General features: G+C 62.9%; 12 protein-coding genes. 10 read left to right on the top strand and 2 right to left on the bottom strand.

Going from position 1 to position 17392, the window contains the following annotated elements; translation table 11 throughout:
• Positions 1-221: 221 nt before the first annotated feature.
• A complete protein-coding gene (locus AC0L58_RS15955) occupies positions 222-8912 on the top strand; it encodes a GH36-type glycosyl hydrolase domain-containing protein (protein ID WP_473685146.1) in 8691 nt (2896 codons plus the stop codon).
• On the opposite strand, the gene AC0L58_RS15950 is transcribed toward AC0L58_RS15955, so the two are convergent.
• Both AC0L58_RS15950 and AC0L58_RS15945 read right to left on the bottom strand, forming a co-directional pair.
• Positions 8893-9900 (bottom strand): integron integrase, encoded by a 1008-nt coding sequence (locus AC0L58_RS15950; protein ID WP_473685144.1) that lies wholly within the window; start codon positions 9898-9900, stop codon positions 8893-8895. The genes AC0L58_RS15955 and AC0L58_RS15950 overlap by 20 nt on opposite strands.
• Before the next feature lie 588 nt (positions 9901-10488).
• The gene (locus AC0L58_RS15945; protein WP_473685142.1) at positions 10489-12021 is read right to left on the bottom strand and encodes an IS1182 family transposase; all 1533 of its coding nucleotides are present in this window, start codon (positions 12019-12021) and stop codon (positions 10489-10491) included.
• A gap of 98 nt (positions 12022-12119) precedes the next feature.
• Here AC0L58_RS15945 and AC0L58_RS15940 point away from each other — a divergent pair, with 98 nt between their 5' ends.
• The 9 genes from AC0L58_RS15940 (at position 12120) to AC0L58_RS15900 (ending at position 16995) form a co-directional block, all read left to right on the top strand.
• The gene (locus AC0L58_RS15940; protein ID WP_473685140.1) at positions 12120-12584 is read left to right on the top strand and encodes a hypothetical protein; all 465 of its coding nucleotides are present in this window, start codon (positions 12120-12122) and stop codon (positions 12582-12584) included.
• Between the two features lie 101 nt (positions 12585-12685).
• On the top strand, positions 12686-13120 hold the full coding sequence (locus AC0L58_RS15935) for a hypothetical protein (RefSeq protein WP_473685138.1): 435 nt from the start codon (positions 12686-12688) through the stop codon (positions 13118-13120).
• A gap of 66 nt (positions 13121-13186) precedes the next feature.
• A complete protein-coding gene (locus AC0L58_RS15930; protein ID WP_473685136.1) occupies positions 13187-13522 on the top strand; it encodes a hypothetical protein in 336 nt (111 codons plus the stop codon).
• A gap of 66 nt (positions 13523-13588) precedes the next feature.
• Complete coding sequence (locus tag AC0L58_RS15925; protein ID WP_473685134.1) at positions 13589-13975, top strand: DUF6984 family protein; 387 nt, start codon at positions 13589-13591, stop codon at positions 13973-13975.
• 67 nt (positions 13976-14042) lie between these two features.
• Complete coding sequence (locus tag AC0L58_RS15920) at positions 14043-14588, top strand: hypothetical protein (protein ID WP_473685132.1); 546 nt, start codon at positions 14043-14045, stop codon at positions 14586-14588.
• A gap of 374 nt (positions 14589-14962) precedes the next feature.
• Positions 14963-15307: a hypothetical protein gene (locus tag AC0L58_RS15915; RefSeq protein ID WP_473685130.1), complete on the top strand. Its 345-nt coding sequence runs from the start codon at positions 14963-14965 to the stop codon at positions 15305-15307.
• A 131-nt stretch (positions 15308-15438) separates the two neighbouring features.
• Positions 15439-15831, top strand: coding sequence for a hypothetical protein (locus AC0L58_RS15910; RefSeq protein WP_473685128.1), 393 nt, complete (start codon positions 15439-15441; stop codon positions 15829-15831).
• Positions 15832-15915: 84 nt separating this feature from the next.
• Positions 15916-16428, top strand: coding sequence for a hypothetical protein (locus AC0L58_RS15905; RefSeq protein ID WP_473685126.1), 513 nt, complete (start codon positions 15916-15918; stop codon positions 16426-16428).
• A gap of 54 nt (positions 16429-16482) precedes the next feature.
• Positions 16483-16995, top strand: coding sequence for a hypothetical protein (locus AC0L58_RS15900; protein ID WP_473685124.1), 513 nt, complete (start codon positions 16483-16485; stop codon positions 16993-16995).
• Positions 16996-17392 lie beyond the last annotated feature (397 nt).

Genomic DNA, 17392 nt, shown 5'->3' with positions numbered 1-17392 from the left:
TTTTCCTTATCGTCCGAATCGGGCGATGGCGGAGCCGCTGCGATCCGCCGGATCGTGTTGCGGTTCGTTTGATCGAACGGGCAACGAGCGCGATCTTCACATGTCGGCGCGTAGGGTGGCGGCAGAAGCCGGTGGCTGCGTCCGACAACGCAAGCCACCCGAAGGGCCCGCGCGGGAACTTCGCATGGCCCGGCCGTCATCAATTCCAAGGAGCTTCACGCTTGAACATCGGCAGCCTTCTCGACCGGCTCAAGTTGCGCCGGCTGCAAGCCTTTCGTCGCCGTCGCGTGGCCGCGCGCACGCGACCGGAGCAGGAACCGGCGCTGCGCGCCGAGCTGTTCAGCGCCGAGCAGATGGAACGGCATGGCCGTGTCCTTGCCGGCCAGCATCGCCTGCGCGAGCGCTCGAGTGCGGATCTGCTGCTGGGACGCCTGGCCGGCAACGAGGCGGTCATCACCCACGCCTGCGAGCGCTTGACCAATGCCACCCGGCGCAAGCGCCGGATCACCCCGGCCGCGGAGTGGCTGCTGGACAATTTCTACCTGATCGAGGAACAGATCCGCACCGCCCGCCGGCATCTGCCCAAGGGCTACAGCCGCGAACTGCCGCGACTGGACAACGGTGCCTCGGCGGGGTTGCCGCGGGTCTACGACATCGCGCTGGAAATCATCTCCCACGGTGACGGCCGAATCGACACGGCCGGTTTGCACCGCTTCATCCACGCCTACCAGGAAGTGACGCCGCTGAAGCTGGGCGAGCTGTGGGCGATCCCGATCATGCTGCGCCTGGCGCTGATCGAGAACCTGCGCCGGGTGGCGGCGCGGGTGATGGCGGACTGGCGCTATCGCGGCAGCGCCGTGCGCTGGGCCGACAGCATGACCGCCACCGCCGAGCGCGATCCCAACTCGGTGGTGCTGGTGGTGGCCGACATGGCGCGTTCGGACCCGCCGATGAATGGTCCGTTCGTGGCCGAGATGGCGCGCCGCCTGCAGGGCCAGAGCCCGGCGCTGGCGCTGCCGCTCAGCTGGCTCGAACAGCGCCTGTCCGAGTCGGGCCAGAGCATCGAGCATCTGGTCCAGCTCGAAGCGCAGCAGCAGGCCGCGGCGCAGGTATCGGTGAGCAACAGCATCGGCAGCTTGCGGGTGCTGGCGGCGATCGACTGGCGCGATTTCGTGGAGCACGCCAGTCTGGTCGAGCAGTCGCTGCGCGAGGATCCGGCAGGCGTGTATGCGGCCATGGATTTTGCGACCCGCGACAGCTATCGACACGTGGTGGAGCGGCTGGCGCGACAGCATCGGCTGGACGAGTTGCGGGTGGCCGAGGCCACGGTCGAGCTGTGCCGCGACGCCGCCCCGACCGAACCCGCGCCTGCCTTGCCGCGCCACGTCGGCTTCTATCTGATCGATCGCGGGCGTCCCCAACTGGAGCAGAAGCTGGGCGTCCGACCCCACCTGACCGAGCGCATACGCCGCGCGTTCGATCGCGCGCCGGTGCCAATCTATCTCGGCCTGCTGATGCTATTGACCATCGCCTTCGCCGAGCCGCTGGCGCTGGCCGCCTCGTATGACGAGGTGGCGCCTTGGGCGCTGGTGGCGATCGCGATCATGGCGCTGATCGTGGCCAGCCAGCTGGCCACCAGCCTGTTCAACTGGATGGCCACGCTGGCCATCTCGCCGCGGCCATTGCCGCGCATGGACTATAAGCACGGTATTCCGGCCAGCGCGCGCACCCTGGTGGCGGTGCCCAGCATGCTCGGCAGCGCGCGCGACGTGGAGGAGCTGGTCGAGTCACTGGAGGTGCGCTTCCTCGGCAACCGCGACGAACACCTGCACTTCGCGCTGCTTACCGATTTCACCGACGCGGACAGCGAAACGCTGCCCGGCGACGAGGCCCTGCTGCAACTGGCGCAACGCCGCATCGAGGCGCTCAACGAACGCTATGCCAGTCTCGAGTCCGACCGCTTCTTCCTGTTCCATCGGCCGCGGCGCTGGAACCCGTCGGAGCGCTGCTGGATGGGCCACGAGCGCAAGCGCGGCAAGCTCGCCGATCTCAACGCGTTGCTGCGCGGCAATGCGCACGACCGTTTCATGCGCGTGGTCGGCGACATCGCCAGTTTGCCGCCGGTGCAGTACGTGATCACCCTGGACACCGACACCGAGCTGCCGCGTGATGCGGCGCAGGCCTTCGTCGGCAGCATCGATCACCCGCTCAACCGCGCCGTATACGACCCCGAGCTGCGTCGCGTGGTCAGCGGTTACGCCATCCTGCAACCGCGCGTGGGCATCAGCCTGCCCAGCACGGCGCGTTCGCGTTACGCCCAGCTGTACGGCAGCGACGCCGGCATCGACCCGTATACGCAGATGGTTTCGGACGTCTATCAGGATCTGTTCGGCGAGGGCTCGTTCATCGGCAAGGGCATCTACGCGATCGATGCGTTCGAGCGCACGCTGGATGGACGCTTCCCGGAAAACCGCATCCTCAGCCACGATCTGGTCGAGGGCTGCCATGCGCGTTCGGGCCTGCTCAGCGACGTGCAGTTGTTCGAGGAATACCCGGCGCGTTACGTCGAAGACGTCAAGCGCCGGCATCGCTGGATTCGCGGCGACTGGCAACTGCTGCCGTGGCTGCTGCCGTGGGCGCCGACGGCGAAGGATGGCTGGCGGCGCAACGCGCTGACCGCACTGTCGCGCTGGAAGATCCTCGACAATCTGCGCCGCAGCCTGGTACCGCCCGCGGTGCTGGTGCTGCTGGTGGTCGGCTGGCTGTCGCTGTCGCCGGTATTGTCGTGGACCGTCGCGGTACTGGCGATGGTGCTGGTGCCACCGCTGTTGTCCGCCCTGCTGGAACTGGTGCAGAAGCCCAAGGACGTGCAACTGGACCAGCATCTGCGCGCCGGCTTCATGACCGGCCTGCAACACATCGCGCGGATGCTGCTGGGCCTGGCCTGGCTGCCGCATGAAGCGCTGTACTACCTGGACGCCATCGTGCGCTCGCTGTGGCGCATGGCGATCAGCCGTCGCCACCTGCTGCAATGGCAAACCTCCAGCGAGGTGGCCCGGCGCAGCAGCAACGCGCAGTCCGCCGTGTGGCGGCAGATGTGGATCGGTCCGGCGTTCGCGGTGTTGCTCACCGTGGCGCTGGCCCTGCAACGGCCGATGGTGCTGGTACTGGCGTGGCCGCTGCTGCTGCTGTGGTTCTTCTCGCCCGGCATCGCCTGGTGGATCAGCCAGCCGCGCCGGCCCGACGCATTCGCGCCCAGCGCGGCGCAAACGCACTTCCTGCGCGTGCTGGCGCGGCAGACCTGGGCCTTCTTCGACAGCCACGTCAACGTGGCCGAAAACTGGCTGCCACCCGACAACCTGCAGGAGCAGCCGGGCCCGGTCATCGCGCACCGTACCTCGCCGACCAACATCGGCCTGGCCCTGCTCGCCAATCTGTCCGCCTGGGATTTCGGCTTCCTCGGCACCGGCCGCCTGCTGCAGCGCACGCGGGCGACCCTGGCCACGATGCAGCAGTTGTCGCGCTACCGCGGCCACTTCTACAACTGGTACGACACCCAGACCCTGCAGCCGCTGGCGCCGCTGTACATCTCGGCGGTGGACAGCGGCAACCTTGCCGGCCATCTGCTGACCTTGCGTCCCGGCCTGCTGGAGTTGATCGACGCGCCGGTATTCCGGCCCGGCCTGCTGCAGGGTTTGCTCGATACCTTGCAGTTGCTGCATGACGCGCTCGGGCACGACGACAAGATGCTCGACCGGATGCAGGGCGAGCTGCAGGACGCGCTGGACAATCCGCCGGCCAGCACCGGCGCCGCGCTGCTCGTGTTGCAACGCCAGCGTGAGCACACGCTGGCGCTGACCGACGCACTGACCCTCGCCCCGGGAGGCGACGCCGCGTTCTGGCTGGATGCCCTGCGCGCGCAGCTGATCGAGCTGTGCGAGGAAATTGCGCTGCTCGATCTCGACCCGCCCGAGGACGACGATGCCGGCTTTCGCGGCATTCCCAGCCTGGACCAGCTTGCCCACATCGAACCCTTGTGCTGGCCCGGAACCTGCGATGCCGAATCGGTCCGCGAGCGCGCTCGCGAGCGCATCGCCGAGATCGAGCATCTGGCGCAACAGGCCGACGAACTGGCGCAGATGGACTACCGCTTCCTGTACGACAGCGCGCGCCATCTGCTGTCGATCGGCTACAACGTCGATGCGCGCCGGCTCGATGGCGGTTACTACGACCTGCTCGCCTCCGAGGCGCGGCTGGCCAGCTTCGTCGCCATTGCGCAGGGTCAGCTGCCGCAGGAAAACTGGTTCGCGCTGGGCCGGCTGCTGACCACCGTCGGTGGCGAGCCGGCACTGCTGTCGTGGACCGGCTCGATGTTCGAGTACCTGATGCCGAACCTGGTGATGCCCGGCTACGAGGGCACCTTGCTCGACCAGACCTGCCGCGCCGCCGTCGCGCGACAGATCGAATACGGCAACCAGCACAACGTGCCATGGGGCGTATCCGAATCCGGCTACAACACGCTCGATGCCCATTTCACCTATCAGTACCGGGCCTTCGGCGTGCCCGGCCTGGGTCTCAAGCGCGGCCTGGGTGAAGACGTGGTGATCGCCCCCTATGCCAGCGTGCTGGCGATGATGATCGCGCCGGCCGCGGCCACCAGGAACCTGCAGCGGCTGGCGGCCGAGGGTGCGCAGGGCCGTTACGGCATGTACGAGGCGATCGACTACACGCCGGCGCGCCTGCCGGTGGGGCAGTCCTCGGCCATGGTGCAATCGTTCATGGCGCATCACCAGGGCATGAGCCTGCTGGCGCTGGGCTACGCCTTGCTGGACAAGCCGATGCAGCGCCGCTTCGGCTCCGATCCGCAGTTCCAGGCCACCGAGCTGCTGCTGCAGGAGCGCATCCCCAAGACGGCAGCCGAGTACCTGCATGCTTCGGGCTTCCCCGACAGCAACGCCGGCGCGCCGGCCAGCGAGGCGCGACTGCGCGTGTTCAGGGACCCCAATCGCCCGCGCCCGGCGGTGCAGCTGCTCTCCAACGGCCATTACCACGTGATGCTGAGCAGCGCCGGCGGCGGCAGCAGCCGTCGCGGCGAGCTGGCGTTGACCCGCTGGCGCGAGGACATCACGCGCGACAGCTGGGGCATGTTCTGTTATCTGCGTGATGTCGCCAGCGGCGAGTTCTGGTCCGCGGCCTACCAACCCGTGTGCAGGAAAACCGAGCTGTTCGAGGCGATTTTCTCCGAGGCGCGCGCCGAATTCCGCGTGCGCGAACGCGACTTCGATGCGCACACCGAAATCGTCGTCTCGCCGGAAGACGACATCGAGCTGCGCCGCACCAGCATCACCAATCGCGGCCGCACGCCGCGCACCATCGAGTTGACCAGCTATGCCGAGGTGGTGCTGGCGCCGCCGCTGGCCGACGCGCTGCATCCGGCCTTCAGCAAGTTGTTCGTGCAGACCGAACTGGTGCGCGAACTGCAGGCGATCATCTGCACGCGCCGGCCACGTGCGCACGGCGAGGCGGTGCCGTCGATGTTCCATCTGCTGGCCGTGCACGACGCCGACATCGACGAGATCTCCTACGAAACCGACCGCGCGCGCTTCATCGGGCGCGGCCGCAGCATGGCCTCGCCGCAGGCGCTCGATCCGGCGCACACGCGTTTGTCCGGCAGCGCGGGTTCGGTGCTCGATCCGGTCGTGGCGATCCGCTGCCGCATCACGCTGCAACCGGAACAGACCGCCATCATCGACTACGTCACCGGCATCGCCGAGCAGCGCGAGGGCTGCCTGCAGCTGATCGGCAAATACCGCGACCGTCACCTGGCCGACCGCGTGTTCGATCTCGCCTGGACCCACAGCCAGGTGTTGCTGCGCCAGCTCAATGCCGGCCTGCCCGAAGCCCAGCTGTACGAGCACATGGCCACCGCCATCGTGTTCCCCAATGCCCACCTGCGCGCCGAACCGGGCACCTTGCGCGGCAATCGGCGCGGCCAGTCCGGGCTGTGGGGCCAGTCGATCTCCGGCGACCTGCCGATCGTGCTGCTGCAGATCGCCAGCCCGTCGCGGATCGAGCTGGTGCGCCAGCTGGTGCAGGCGCATGCTTACTGGCGGCAGAAAGGGCTGGCGGTGGACCTGGTGATCTGGAACGAGGATCGCGCCGGCTACCGGCAAGAGCTGCAGGACCAGATCCTCGGCCTGATCGCCTCCGGCAGCGAGGCCAGCCTGCTCGATCGTCCCGGCGGCATCTTCGTGCGTCCGGCGCAGCAACTCTCCAGCGAGGATCGCATGGTGATGCTGGCCAGCGCGCGCCTGGTGCTGGCCGACCATCGCGGCACCCTGGCCGAGCAGATCGGCCGGCGCCAGCTGGAGACGCACGCGGCGCCGTTCGAACCGCTGCGCACCGAACGCGCGGCGCTGCCCCCGCCGGCGCCACCGTCGCCGCTGCCGCCCGACCTGCAACTGAGCAATACCCACGGCGGCTTCAGCGCCGACGGCCACGAGTATGTGGTGGTCTCCGGCACCGGCGCCGTCACCCCGGCGCCGTGGGCCAACGTGCTGGCCAACCCGCATTTCGGCACCGTGATCTCCGAGAGCGGCAGCGCCTACACCTGGGGCGAGAACGCCCACGAGTTCCGCCTCACGCCGTGGGACAACGACCCGGTGGTCGACAGCAGCGGCGAGGCGATCTACCTGCGTGACGAGGAGAGTGGCCATGTGTGGTCGCCCACGCCGCTGCCGTGTCGCGGCAATGGCAGCTACATCACCCGTCACGGCTTCGGCTACAGCGTGTTCGAGCACGACGAGGACGGCATCCACTCCGAGCTGTGGATCTACGTGGCGCTGGACGCCTCGGTGAAATTCTCGGTGCTGAAGCTGCGCAACCATTCCGGCCGGCCGCGCAAGCTCAGCGCCACCGCCTATGTCGAATGGATGCTCGGCGACCTGCGCGAGAAGACCGCCATGCACGTGGTCACCGAATCGGACCCGGCCAGCGGCGCCCTGTTTGCGCGCAACAGCTACAACGTGGAGTTTCCCAACCGGGTGGCGTTCTTCGACGTGGATGATCCGGAGCGCGGCATCGGCGGCGACCGCACCGAATTCCTCGGTCGCAACGGCAGCATGCGGATGCCGGCCGGCCTCAGCCGCAAGCAGTTGTCCGGCCGACTCGGCGCCGGGCTCGACCCCTGTGCCGTGTTGCAATCCCGGGTCAGCCTGGCCGATGGCGGCGAGCGCCAGCTGATCTTCCGCTTCGGCCTTGGCCGCGATGGCGCCGATGCCGCCGCCCTGGTGCAGCGCTTCCGCGGCAACGGTTCGGCCAGCGCCGCGCTGGAGCAGGTGCGCGCGCACTGGCAGCGCGTGCTCGGCGCGGTCCAGGTACGCACGCCCGAACCCGCGGTGGACGTGATCGCCAACGGCTGGCTGCTGTACCAGACCATTGCCTGCCGCATCTGGGCGCGCAGCGGTTACTACCAGTCCGGCGGCGCGTTCGGCTTCCGCGACCAGCTGCAGGATTCCATGGCCACCGTGCACGCCGCGCCGGAACTGGCGCGCGCCCAGTTGTTGTTGCACGCCGGGCACCAGTTCCCCGAAGGCGACGTGCAGCACTGGTGGCATCCGCCGCTCGATCGCGGCGTGCGCACCACCTGTTCCGACGACTACCTGTGGCTGCCGCTGGCCACCGCCCGCTACGTGCTGGCCACCGACGATCGCAGCGTGCTGGACGTGCCGGTGTTCTACATCGAGGGCCGGCCGCTGCATGCCGGCGAGGAATCCTATTACGACCTGCCGCAACCCTCGGGGCAATTCGAGCCGCTGTACAAACACTGCGTGCGCGCGATCGAGCACAGCCTGCCGCGCGGCGTGCATGGCCTGCCGCTGATCGGTGGCGGCGACTGGAACGATGGCATGAACCGCGTCGGCGAAGCAGGCCGCGGCGAAAGCGTGTGGCTGGGCTTCTTCGCCTGCGAGGTCATGCAGCGTTTCGCCGAGGTCGCCCGCCTGCGCGGCGATGAAGCCTTCGCCGCCCGCTGCGACGAAGAAGTCGCCAAGCTGCGCCATGCGCTGGAGCAGCACGCGTGGGATGGTGCCTGGTACCGCCGCGCCTGGTTTGACGACGGCACCCCGCTCGGTGCCGACGGCAACCAGGAATGCCGCATCGACTCGATCGCGCAAAGCTGGTCCGTGCTCTCCGGCATGGCCCCGGCCGAACGCCGACAGCAGGCGATGGAATCACTCGACCAGCACCTGGTGCGTCGCGACGCCGGCCTGGTCCAGTTGCTCGATCCACCCTTCGACAAATCCCCGATGGACCCCGGCTACATCAAGGGCTACGTGCCCGGCGTGCGCGAAAACGGCGGCCAGTACACCCACGCCGCGATCTGGGCCACGATGGCCTTCGCCGAACTCGGCGACAGCACCCGCGCGTGGGAACTGCTGCGCATGATCAACCCGGTCAACCACAGTCTCGACGCGGTGCAGATGGACGTCTACAAGGTCGAGCCCTACGTGGTCAGCGCCGACGTCTACGCCGTGCCGCCGCACACCGGTCGCGGCGGCTGGAGCTGGTACACCGGCTCCGCCGGCTGGATGTACCGGCTGATCGTCGAATCCCTGCTCGGCCTGCGCCTGGAAGCCGGCAAGCTGCGCTTCGCGCCGGTGCTGCCGCCCGAGTGGGACGGCTATTCCATGGACTATCGCCATCAATCCACGCTGTACCGGATCCACCTGCGCCAGCGCGACCCCGGCACCGCCATCGGCGTGCGGCTCGATGGCGTGCTGCAGGACGATGGCTGCATCGTGCTGGCCGACGATGGGGTGGAACACAGTGTGGAAGTGAACTGGCCGCGGCACGGCGACGCCGGCCACCATCGCGACCTTCAACCCGTCCGCGCTAACGATCCAGCGGGCTGAGCACGCCGTGACCGCCGCGGTTGAGCACATGGGTGTAGATCTGCGTGGTGGCCACGTCCTTGTGGCCGAGCAGTTCCTGGATCGTGCGAATATCCTGCCCCGCCTCGAGCAGGTGGGTGGCGAAGGAATGACGCAAGGTGTGGCAGGTTGCGGGTTTGACGATGCCGGCACGGTCGCGTGCCGCCTTGATCGCGCGCTGCAGACGTGACTCGTCCACGTGATGGCGACGTTCCGCTCCGCCACGCGGGTCGACACTACGCGTGGCGGCGGGAAACACGTACTGCCAGCCCCAGTCCGCGGCGGCGTTGGGAAACTTGCGTGCCAACGCGTCCGGCATCCAGACCCGACCAAAGCCGGCCGCCAGATCCCGTTGGTGAATGCGTGCTGCCTCGGTCAGCTGCGCCTGCAGCGGTTCGCGGAGTGAGCGCGGCAACATGGTATGGCGATCCTTCGCACCCTTGCCTTGGCGCACCAGAATCTCGCCGCGTTCGAAATCCACATCCTTGGCGCGCAAGCGCACGCATTCCATCAAACGCATGCCGGTGCCGTATAACAAGCTCCCCATCAGCCAATGCGCACCGGTCAATTCACCCAACAAGGCCGTGACCTCCGTTTTGGTCAGCACCACCGGCAGCCGCTGCGGGCGCTTGGCGCGCTCGATACCGTTCAGCCACGGCAATTCACACCCCAGCACCTGCTTGTACAGGAACAACAACGCGGACAAGGCCTGATTCTGGGTGGCGGCGGCAACCTGCCCCTGCACGGCCAGCGTGGTGAGAAACCGCTCGATCTCCGGCGCGCCAAGTTCGGCCGGGTGCCGCTTGTCATTGGCCAGGATGAAACGGCGAACCCAACCCACATAGGCCTCCTCGCTACGCTTCGACATGCCCAGCCGACGCATCCGTTCACGCACCTGATCAAGCAGCTTAGGCGCAGGCCGGGCCGCCTCGCCGCTTGCCCGTTTCCCACCTCCGTGGAAAGATGTCATCCGATTTCCCCTCTGTAGACATGGCGAGATTAGGTTGCTGAATTAGGCTGCGCCAAGGAGGGCAAGTCGTTGATTTGTGTAGGTGGACCGCTTGATCCGAGAGCCGAATGCAGGGGTTAGGCTGCCGTATTAGACTGCAATTTGAAATCTACTTAGCGTTAGTCGGTAGCTCGTGCAGGTTCTTCGTTGCATGTGTTTCGCCCAGCCTCGCGCTGGCTTGTCGTCCGTGGCCGCAGCAAGTTTTCGCGCGGCATCGTCGCAAGCCTGGGCATTCAGAGCTGGCAGTTTTGGGGGTAGTCGGTTGTTCAAGCTTGGCGTTCGTCGTGGCAGTCGTTGCCGCCCGAGCATGCAGCGTCGCAACCGTCTAACATCTCGTCCAAGCGGACGCGCGAAAAGCCGCGCGCCGCTTAACTCCAGCGTTGAAGCTGTAGAAAAACCCATTTCGGATCTACGAAACGAGTCCGCCACCCGGCGGATTTTTGTTTGCTGCTCGTGAAGAACTTCACTCGCGTCCGGGTTGTCGGCAATCCGCGAAATTTTGGCCGGCCAAACGGCCACATGACGTGCGTTTTTCAGGCACTCGCCGGCCTATGCGGCCATCTTGCCGTACATCTGCAGCTTCGCCACGTTGTGGACGATGCAGTACAGCTTCCACTGTGTGTCGACCTTGGCTCGACCACGCAATGTGAAACGACGCAGACCGCGTTGCTGGATGTGACCGAACACCGGCTCGATCAATCCCATGCGGTGGGCATAGATCGCGCGACCCTCGGGGCTATCGATCTTTTCGCGCATCGCGCGGCAATGCGGGTTGGGTAGTTTGCTCGCGACCGAGCCTTCGAAGAAGGCCACCTGACGCACTGCAGTGACATCGGGTTTGCGCAGGCATTTGCGGCGCAGCGGGCAGGCTTGGCAGGTGGCTGGCGTGCCTTTGAACACGGTCGCCTTGCGTCCACTGATGATGGCGTTGGCGCTGTTGAGGTGAAGTGCCATTCCCGCCGGACACACGCAGGTGCCGTGCTCGCGGTCGAAGGTGAAGTCCTGCGGCTGGAAGGTTTTCGCCTTGCTGGCCGGTTTGTGCGCCTTGGCTTCGGCGTACCGTGGGTCGCGCTTGCGCATTTGGCCGTCCGCGATATAGCCGTCGATATGGTCAGCGGCCAACGCCTTCAGGCCGCGTTCGCTGCTGTAGCCAGCGTCGGCCAGGTAGGCGGCTTCGTCGACCGCCCCCGCCTCACCGATGGCCGCAAAGTGCTCCCGTGCCCCGTCGATCACCGGCTTGAGCAGATCGTGTTCTTGCGGGGTGCCGTGCGCCTGCGCTTCGACGATGACCTGATGCTCGCCATCGACGGCGGCAACGCCGATGTAGCCTTGCACGACACCGTGACCGCTCTTGAGCGTGGCGCTCTCGGCGTCGGTCAGGTTGCGCTTGATCGGCTTGCCTTTGGCGCCCAGGCGCTCGCTCGTGGTGGCCAGCGCAGAACGCAGCTTGCCGGCATTCTTGCGCAAGGTGGCGATGGTGCGTTCTTCGTGTCGGCGCTGGTTGTCCTCGTTGGGATCGAGCGCCTCGCTGGCATCCTGCTCGGCATGGGTCTTGACCAGATGAGCGACGGCGCGCTCCATCTTCGCGGCCTTGCGCTCGAAATCCGCGCTCGTGCCACTCCATTCCTTGGACGCGTTTGAGGGGAGCTTGCAGCCGTCGATGGCAAACATGTTCTTGCCGATCAAACCCTGCGCGTTGCAGACCATCAGCACATCACGAAACACCGCCTCGACTTCCTTGCCCAGTGTCGCCACGAAGTGCGCCAGGGTAGTGAAGTGGGGCTGCTGATCGCACGCCAGAGCGATGAACAGCACGTTCTCCGTGCACGCCCGCGCCATCGTGCGCGAGGAGGTGATGCCGCGCGAATAGGCGAACAACACGATCTTGAGCAGTACCGCCGGATCGTAGGCTGGCGCGCCGGTCTCGTCGTTCTTGAAACGGTCGGCAAAGCGTCCGAGATCCATCTCGTTGTCGATCAGGTAGCTCAGCGCGTGTTCGAAGGTGCCCGGCAGCAGCTGCCGCCCGTAACACACAGGGATCATCTTGATCTGATCGGGGTCGTAGTGCCGGTATCGCGCCATCGTCGCCTCGTCTCGTTTCCCACTTTTTTGCGGGCATGACGAATGATAGGCTGCGAGGGGGTTTTTCTACAGCTACGTTAGATGGACAGGGGGAGTTTATGCAAGGGATTAAGTTATCAGCAGTGACTGTCTTGGGTTGCTCGGTCATTTTGGCTGGATGTTTCGGGTCAAATGCCAACGAAAGATTTCAAGACTGCGTTCTAGAGAAGGTCACAGCGACCACGAGCCAAACAACCATCGACCTCCTCCGGCAAACCTGCGCCAAGAAGTATCAGGTTGCGCTACCAGATGAGGCGCTTAAAAAGCTTGATGGAAGTGCCGGACAATCGATGTTGGGTTTCGTGATACACATAAATAACCGGAACACCAATTGGATAGTTACTCAAGTCGAATTTCATACCGAGAAGAATGCGTCAAATGAAAAAATTTCCTATCGGCATGAGCTTTATATAGAACCATTACACGAACAGGGTTTCTGGCCTAGCGTACCCAATGAACCAAAAGCTGGCGACAAGTTTACTTGGGGTGTAACTAAAGCGTGGGGCATCCCCAGCAAGGAATGAGGCATCTTGGCAAGCCATCTAACATTTCGTCCAAGCGGACGCGCGAAAAGCCGCGCGCCGCTTAACTCCAGCGTTAGGCTGGAACACTTCAGGATCCCGGTATGAAATGGATCACTTTGATCCCAACCACCATAGCAACTCTCGTCGCGGTCATTGGCTGGATCGTCGCGTATAGGTTTAGCAGCGCGCGAGACATTAAGAACAAGCAGCGAGAAATCCGGGTAAAATACTTGGCAGAAATCTACGATGTTCTTCTAGAACTTGGACGAAATGTAGATATTTTGGGTAATTACAGAGAAGTCGAGAGGGCTGTTAGCTATATCCATTTATATGGCAACGCCAAGCAAGTGGCTCTATGCGAAGCTTTCGTGCGAGACCTGACGCAAACTGGCGGAGCGAACCAAACGGAGTTGGTCGTAGAAATTCGAAATTCGATTCGAGAGGAGCTTGGGCTTGAGATTTTGAGCACCAAGCTAAATTTGCTCAAAGTCACCCCAAAAAATCCTGGCAAAGGTCAGCGGGCTACCCAGCAATGAGTGCCGCATTGCCTAACAGTTCGTTCAAGGCGGACGGCTTCGCCGCCGCTTAACTCCAGCGTTAGCATGCAAATGAAGAATCTCGCAATCGGGTTGCTCCTTTCTGCAAGTCTGCTCTGTGCCGGTTGCGCCACACAGTCACCGGCGCAGATCTACAAGGGCAGCTATTTCTACAACTTTGAAAGCTCCTCGTTCACGCCAGCAGGATCCAATGAGGCTTGGTGCGTCAACAGCGCAGAGATGGCGAAAGCGCAACTTCCATCTGCTCAGTCCGGTACCGCAGAGGTTGTCGTCCAGGGTAGCCTCAGCCCCAAAGGTCATTACTGCAATCTCGGTGCCTCCAAACATGTGCTGAAGATCTTCAAGGTTCTGTCAGTAGCCAATCTCAGGTCCGGGGACTAAGGTTGCACGCTAACCAGTCATTCGAGGCGGACGGCTGCGCCGCCGCTCAATTCCAGCGTTAGGCCCGTGAACCACACTTCATCGAACATTGAGATAGATCGGCCGCTGACCTCCGAGGAGCACTCGGTCGTTCAATGGCTGCTTGAGCATGGCGGAGCAGGTAACGCCAAGTTCCTGGAGCAACTTGGGCGGGCTCGTGTTGCAAGTCTCTGTGGTTGCGGCTGCGCCAGCATAGACTTCGCGGTCAGCGGCAAGCGACCCGGCCATCTCACCATGCGTACCCTGTCGGACTATCAGTGGCGCGATGACCATGGTCATCTATTTGGTGCCTATGTGTTCGAGCAAGATGGCTTGCTTGCTGGGCTAGACTTGTGGTCAATCGACGGCCAGAGCATTCCAACTTCCATGCCACCCATTGCCCGCTTGGTTCCGCTCAGTGCCGCACCAGTCTAACATCTCGTTCGAGGCGGACGGCTACGCCGCCGCTCAACTCCAGCGTTAGGCGGCACAGGGGAATTCTATGGACATTGACCTAGTAGCAAAGATCTCCGCACCACTCCTGTCGCTAATTGTCGCGGCACTCATTAAGCATTACTTGGAGGGCAAGTCGCGCTTAGTGACGTACATTGGGCATGTCGCGGCCTTTCCCAAAAACAACGCGCCCCAGACGCACATGCACAGCGTCGTGCTTCAGAACGCCGGTAAAAAATCTGCACCTAACGTACGCGTACCCCACGGTGTGCCTCTGGCCAGTGTAAATGTCCAGGTTGTTCCGCCAATGCATTACACCTTTGAGTTCAGTCCTTCCGGGACGTTTGAGATATTAATTCCAACTCTCGCACCGAAAGAGCAAGTCACGATCTCGTACTTGTATCAGGAGCCAACGGTGTGGAGCCAAATTTCATGGCTGCCAAAGAGTGACGACGGACTAGCAGAACTTGTTCAAGCAATCCCAGCCCCGCGCCCCAATAAAGTAGTCCGCTATTCCAGCATCATCCTCACACTGGTCGGGCTTTCGTACATTCTCTATTGGGCGGTTCGTTATGCACTGCAAAGCGCCGCCTAACAGTGCGTTCAAGCCGAAATTGCATCGCTACGCCAACAACATGGCCGATAAAGCTTGCCATGTTGTCAGCTACGCGCTGCAATTCGGCTTAACTTGAGCGTTAGTCGGCGGAGCGTTTCATTTGCTTCACAGGGTTGTTGGCGGCCGCGCCACGTTCACGGCCTTCCTCACCATCAGAGCCGCTTCGGCTGCTCCCAACGCAATCGTGTTGTGTTCCATCTCCGGGTAGCCTGCACTCATGGCATCAAGGCTTCGTTCAATCACGCGGCACCGTCAGCTTCCGCCGTCTAACACGGCGGTCAAGCGGACGGCGTACCGCCGCCGCTTACCTCTGCGTTAGCTCTCAAACACATACTATCGATGGAAGGGACACCATGCGTTTAATCTCAACAATTTTGATTGTACTGTTGCTGACAGCATGCGGATCGGCAAGGAAAGATAAGCTGCTTGATCGTACATTTCTAAGCGCTCGTGCCCAAGCAATTGGATACCTTTACGCAATTAAGTCGATGGCTCAGTCCGATGAATTCAAGGGTTCGCCCAAACCAAAAATTGAGCCCACGCAGCCCCCGGGCTACCTACCAATCCTTGCTGATGAAGTACCCCAGCCGTGGTCGGTGGTTATGCATTACGGTCCAGGTAAAGATCAAATAACCATCGAGGCCTTCGCCGAAAATACTTCTCAACCCAAGAAGTCCGAGACAATAGGCAGTAATTGAGCTAACAATTCGTTCAAGGCGGACGGCTACGCCGCCGCTTAACTCCAGCGTTAGGCCGTAACTTCAGCTCGGAAACGCAAATCATCGAGCTGCGAATTTGCACGTGTGATCTTTAACCAAAAGGGGGGCGAATGAAACACAAATGGGTGGGAATCATGCTGTTAGTGGCTTCGCCATTCGCGGCAAGCGCGCAACGGTGGGCATCGCCGGAAGCATCGCAAAGTGATAAGTGCGCCTTACTAGGCCTTACGGCGTACACCGTCGTCCATGATCGTGCTCAGGGGATGAAGCCTGACGAAGTGCTTGACGATATCTGGGCTCAATGCAAGCAATCACCGAGCGCATCATCAGAGTCTTGCGGCAAACTTGCGCAAGGGCTACGTGACCTAGTAATCCGCTTTTACAATGCAGATGTAAAGTTAGCGAAGGCTTTACCGGAGCCTGACTCACCCAAAATGGTGGAAAATCGCGCGCAAATCTTGCACACCTATGTATTAGATCATTGCGTGGATTTTCTGCAGTGAACATCCCATGGTCAGGGCGATCTAATATGGCGCTCAAGCAGACGGCATGCCGCCGGCGCTTAACTATTCATTAGGCCGCAGGTCATGGCAATGCTAGAAACATTAGAACAAGCTACCCGCGCTATTGGAGAATCATATTTCTTGCTGCGTATTGCGGGCAGGGATCGCCCCATCAAGCGTGAGCGTGTTTATTGCTACGAGCTTTTTCACCAATTACGTCTCGCCTTGCACGATTCCCAACTCACACTCACCGGCGAGCCAGATAAGCGCGGCCACCCCGACTTCCCGCCCATCAATCCAGACTTCATCTTACATATCCCCGGCGGACATGAGAGCAATAACGCAGCTGTGGAGGTGGAGTGCCGGGTGAGCCTTGAGCACCTAATTAAAGACCTTCGCAACCTCAAGACCATGCAAGAACGGGGCTACCGCATACTGGTATTATTGCTCTTCGCCAACGACAGCGTACCTTGGTCTAAGCTGGCACAAGCCTCGGCAGAAGCGGGCATTGGCATTGGAGAAATTACAATACTACTTCATCGGGCGGCGGGTCAGGCGGCGACGCAGGAGTCCCCGCCTACCGCAACCGCGGCCTAACCACTCATTCGAGGCGGACGGCTTCGCCGCCGCTCAATTCCAGCGTTAGGGCCCATGAAAGCACTCTTGCTCGCCACTGCTGCAGCAATCGCTATCCAACCCTTCGTTCTGTTTGCGTGGTTCCTTTTGCCAGCACTTATAGCTGGCGGCCCTGTCTCTCCAGGCGATTTCTTTGGTCTTCCTCTGTTTGCTGCGGTCCTCGCGTCGCCGGTCGTCGTCGTCGTTGGCATTCCTTCGCTTCTGCTCCTTCGGCACTTCAAGTACTTGTCTTGGTGGTCCCTCGGCACAATCGGTTTGGTCGTTGCGGCGCTCCCGGTAGCGGTCTATGGTTGGTCCGAGTACGCTGGATTTTCGTCGGCAGGTAACTGGTACGGCACACCAGTAGACTTTGTTATCAACGGCCAAAAGACTTTCTATGGCTGGCTCAATTACGCACAAAGTGTTGTGTGCTTCGGGCTACATGGCTTCGCTGGCGCGCTGGCGTTCTTCTTCGTTTGGCGTCGCGCGTCGGGCCCTAACCACTCGTTCGAGGCGGACGGCTACGCCGCCGCTCAACTCAAGCGTTAGGCCGCATGGAAAGTCTATTCGCGCTCGCATACACCACTGGCCTCATTGCATTCTGGTCGGGTGTCGTCGTGACACTTTGGCGCTTCGTGCAGATGGCTTCCCGGCTCTCAGCTGCGACTGCAGTCCGGTTCGCGGCTGCGTCTTTGGCACTCGCGGTCGGGGGTTACATTCCGGCTGCACTCATCGGCGCTTGGGGCTTTTGCTCGGCGTCAGCCGGCGGCCTCTGTGCACTGGGTGGGTATGTCGGCACCGGGCTGGTCGCTGCCGGTGGCGTGCTGCTTTACCGTTTCTTTCGGGCGCGCCGGGAACTCGCTGCGGCCTAACAATTCGTTCAAGGCGGACGGCTGCGCCGCCGCTTAACTCCAGCGTTCGGTGTCTTAGCACATGCCCAAGAGTA

This window comes from Rhodanobacter sp. G2-10, from assembly GCF_055809185.1.
This window is presented reverse-complemented; position numbering and strand designations above follow the sequence as displayed.

Bases quoted from the DNA above. Each gene is read 5' to 3' on its own strand.
- AC0L58_RS15935 (WP_473685138.1), top strand. From the start codon at position 12,686: ATGAAATGGATCACTTTGATCCCAACCACCATAGCAACTCTCGTCGCG.
- AC0L58_RS15930 (WP_473685136.1), top strand. From the start codon at position 13,187: ATGCAAATGAAGAATCTCGCAATCGGGTTGCTCCTTTCTGCAAGTCTG.
- AC0L58_RS15920 (WP_473685132.1), top strand. From the start codon at position 14,043: ATGGACATTGACCTAGTAGCAAAGATCTCCGCACCACTCCTGTCGCTA.
- AC0L58_RS15905 (WP_473685126.1), top strand. From the start codon at position 15,916: ATGGCAATGCTAGAAACATTAGAACAAGCTACCCGCGCTATTGGAGAA.
- AC0L58_RS15940 (WP_473685140.1), top strand. From the start codon at position 12,120: ATGCAAGGGATTAAGTTATCAGCAGTGACTGTCTTGGGTTGCTCGGTC.
- AC0L58_RS15910 (WP_473685128.1), top strand. From the start codon at position 15,439: ATGAAACACAAATGGGTGGGAATCATGCTGTTAGTGGCTTCGCCATTC.
- AC0L58_RS15900 (WP_473685124.1), top strand. From the start codon at position 16,483: ATGAAAGCACTCTTGCTCGCCACTGCTGCAGCAATCGCTATCCAACCC.
- AC0L58_RS15915 (WP_473685130.1), top strand. From the start codon at position 14,963: ATGCGTTTAATCTCAACAATTTTGATTGTACTGTTGCTGACAGCATGC.
- AC0L58_RS15950 (WP_473685144.1), bottom strand. From the start codon at position 9,900: ATGACATCTTTCCACGGAGGTGGGAAACGGGCAAGCGGCGAGGCGGCC.
- AC0L58_RS15945 (WP_473685142.1), bottom strand. From the start codon at position 12,021: ATGGCGCGATACCGGCACTACGACCCCGATCAGATCAAGATGATCCCT.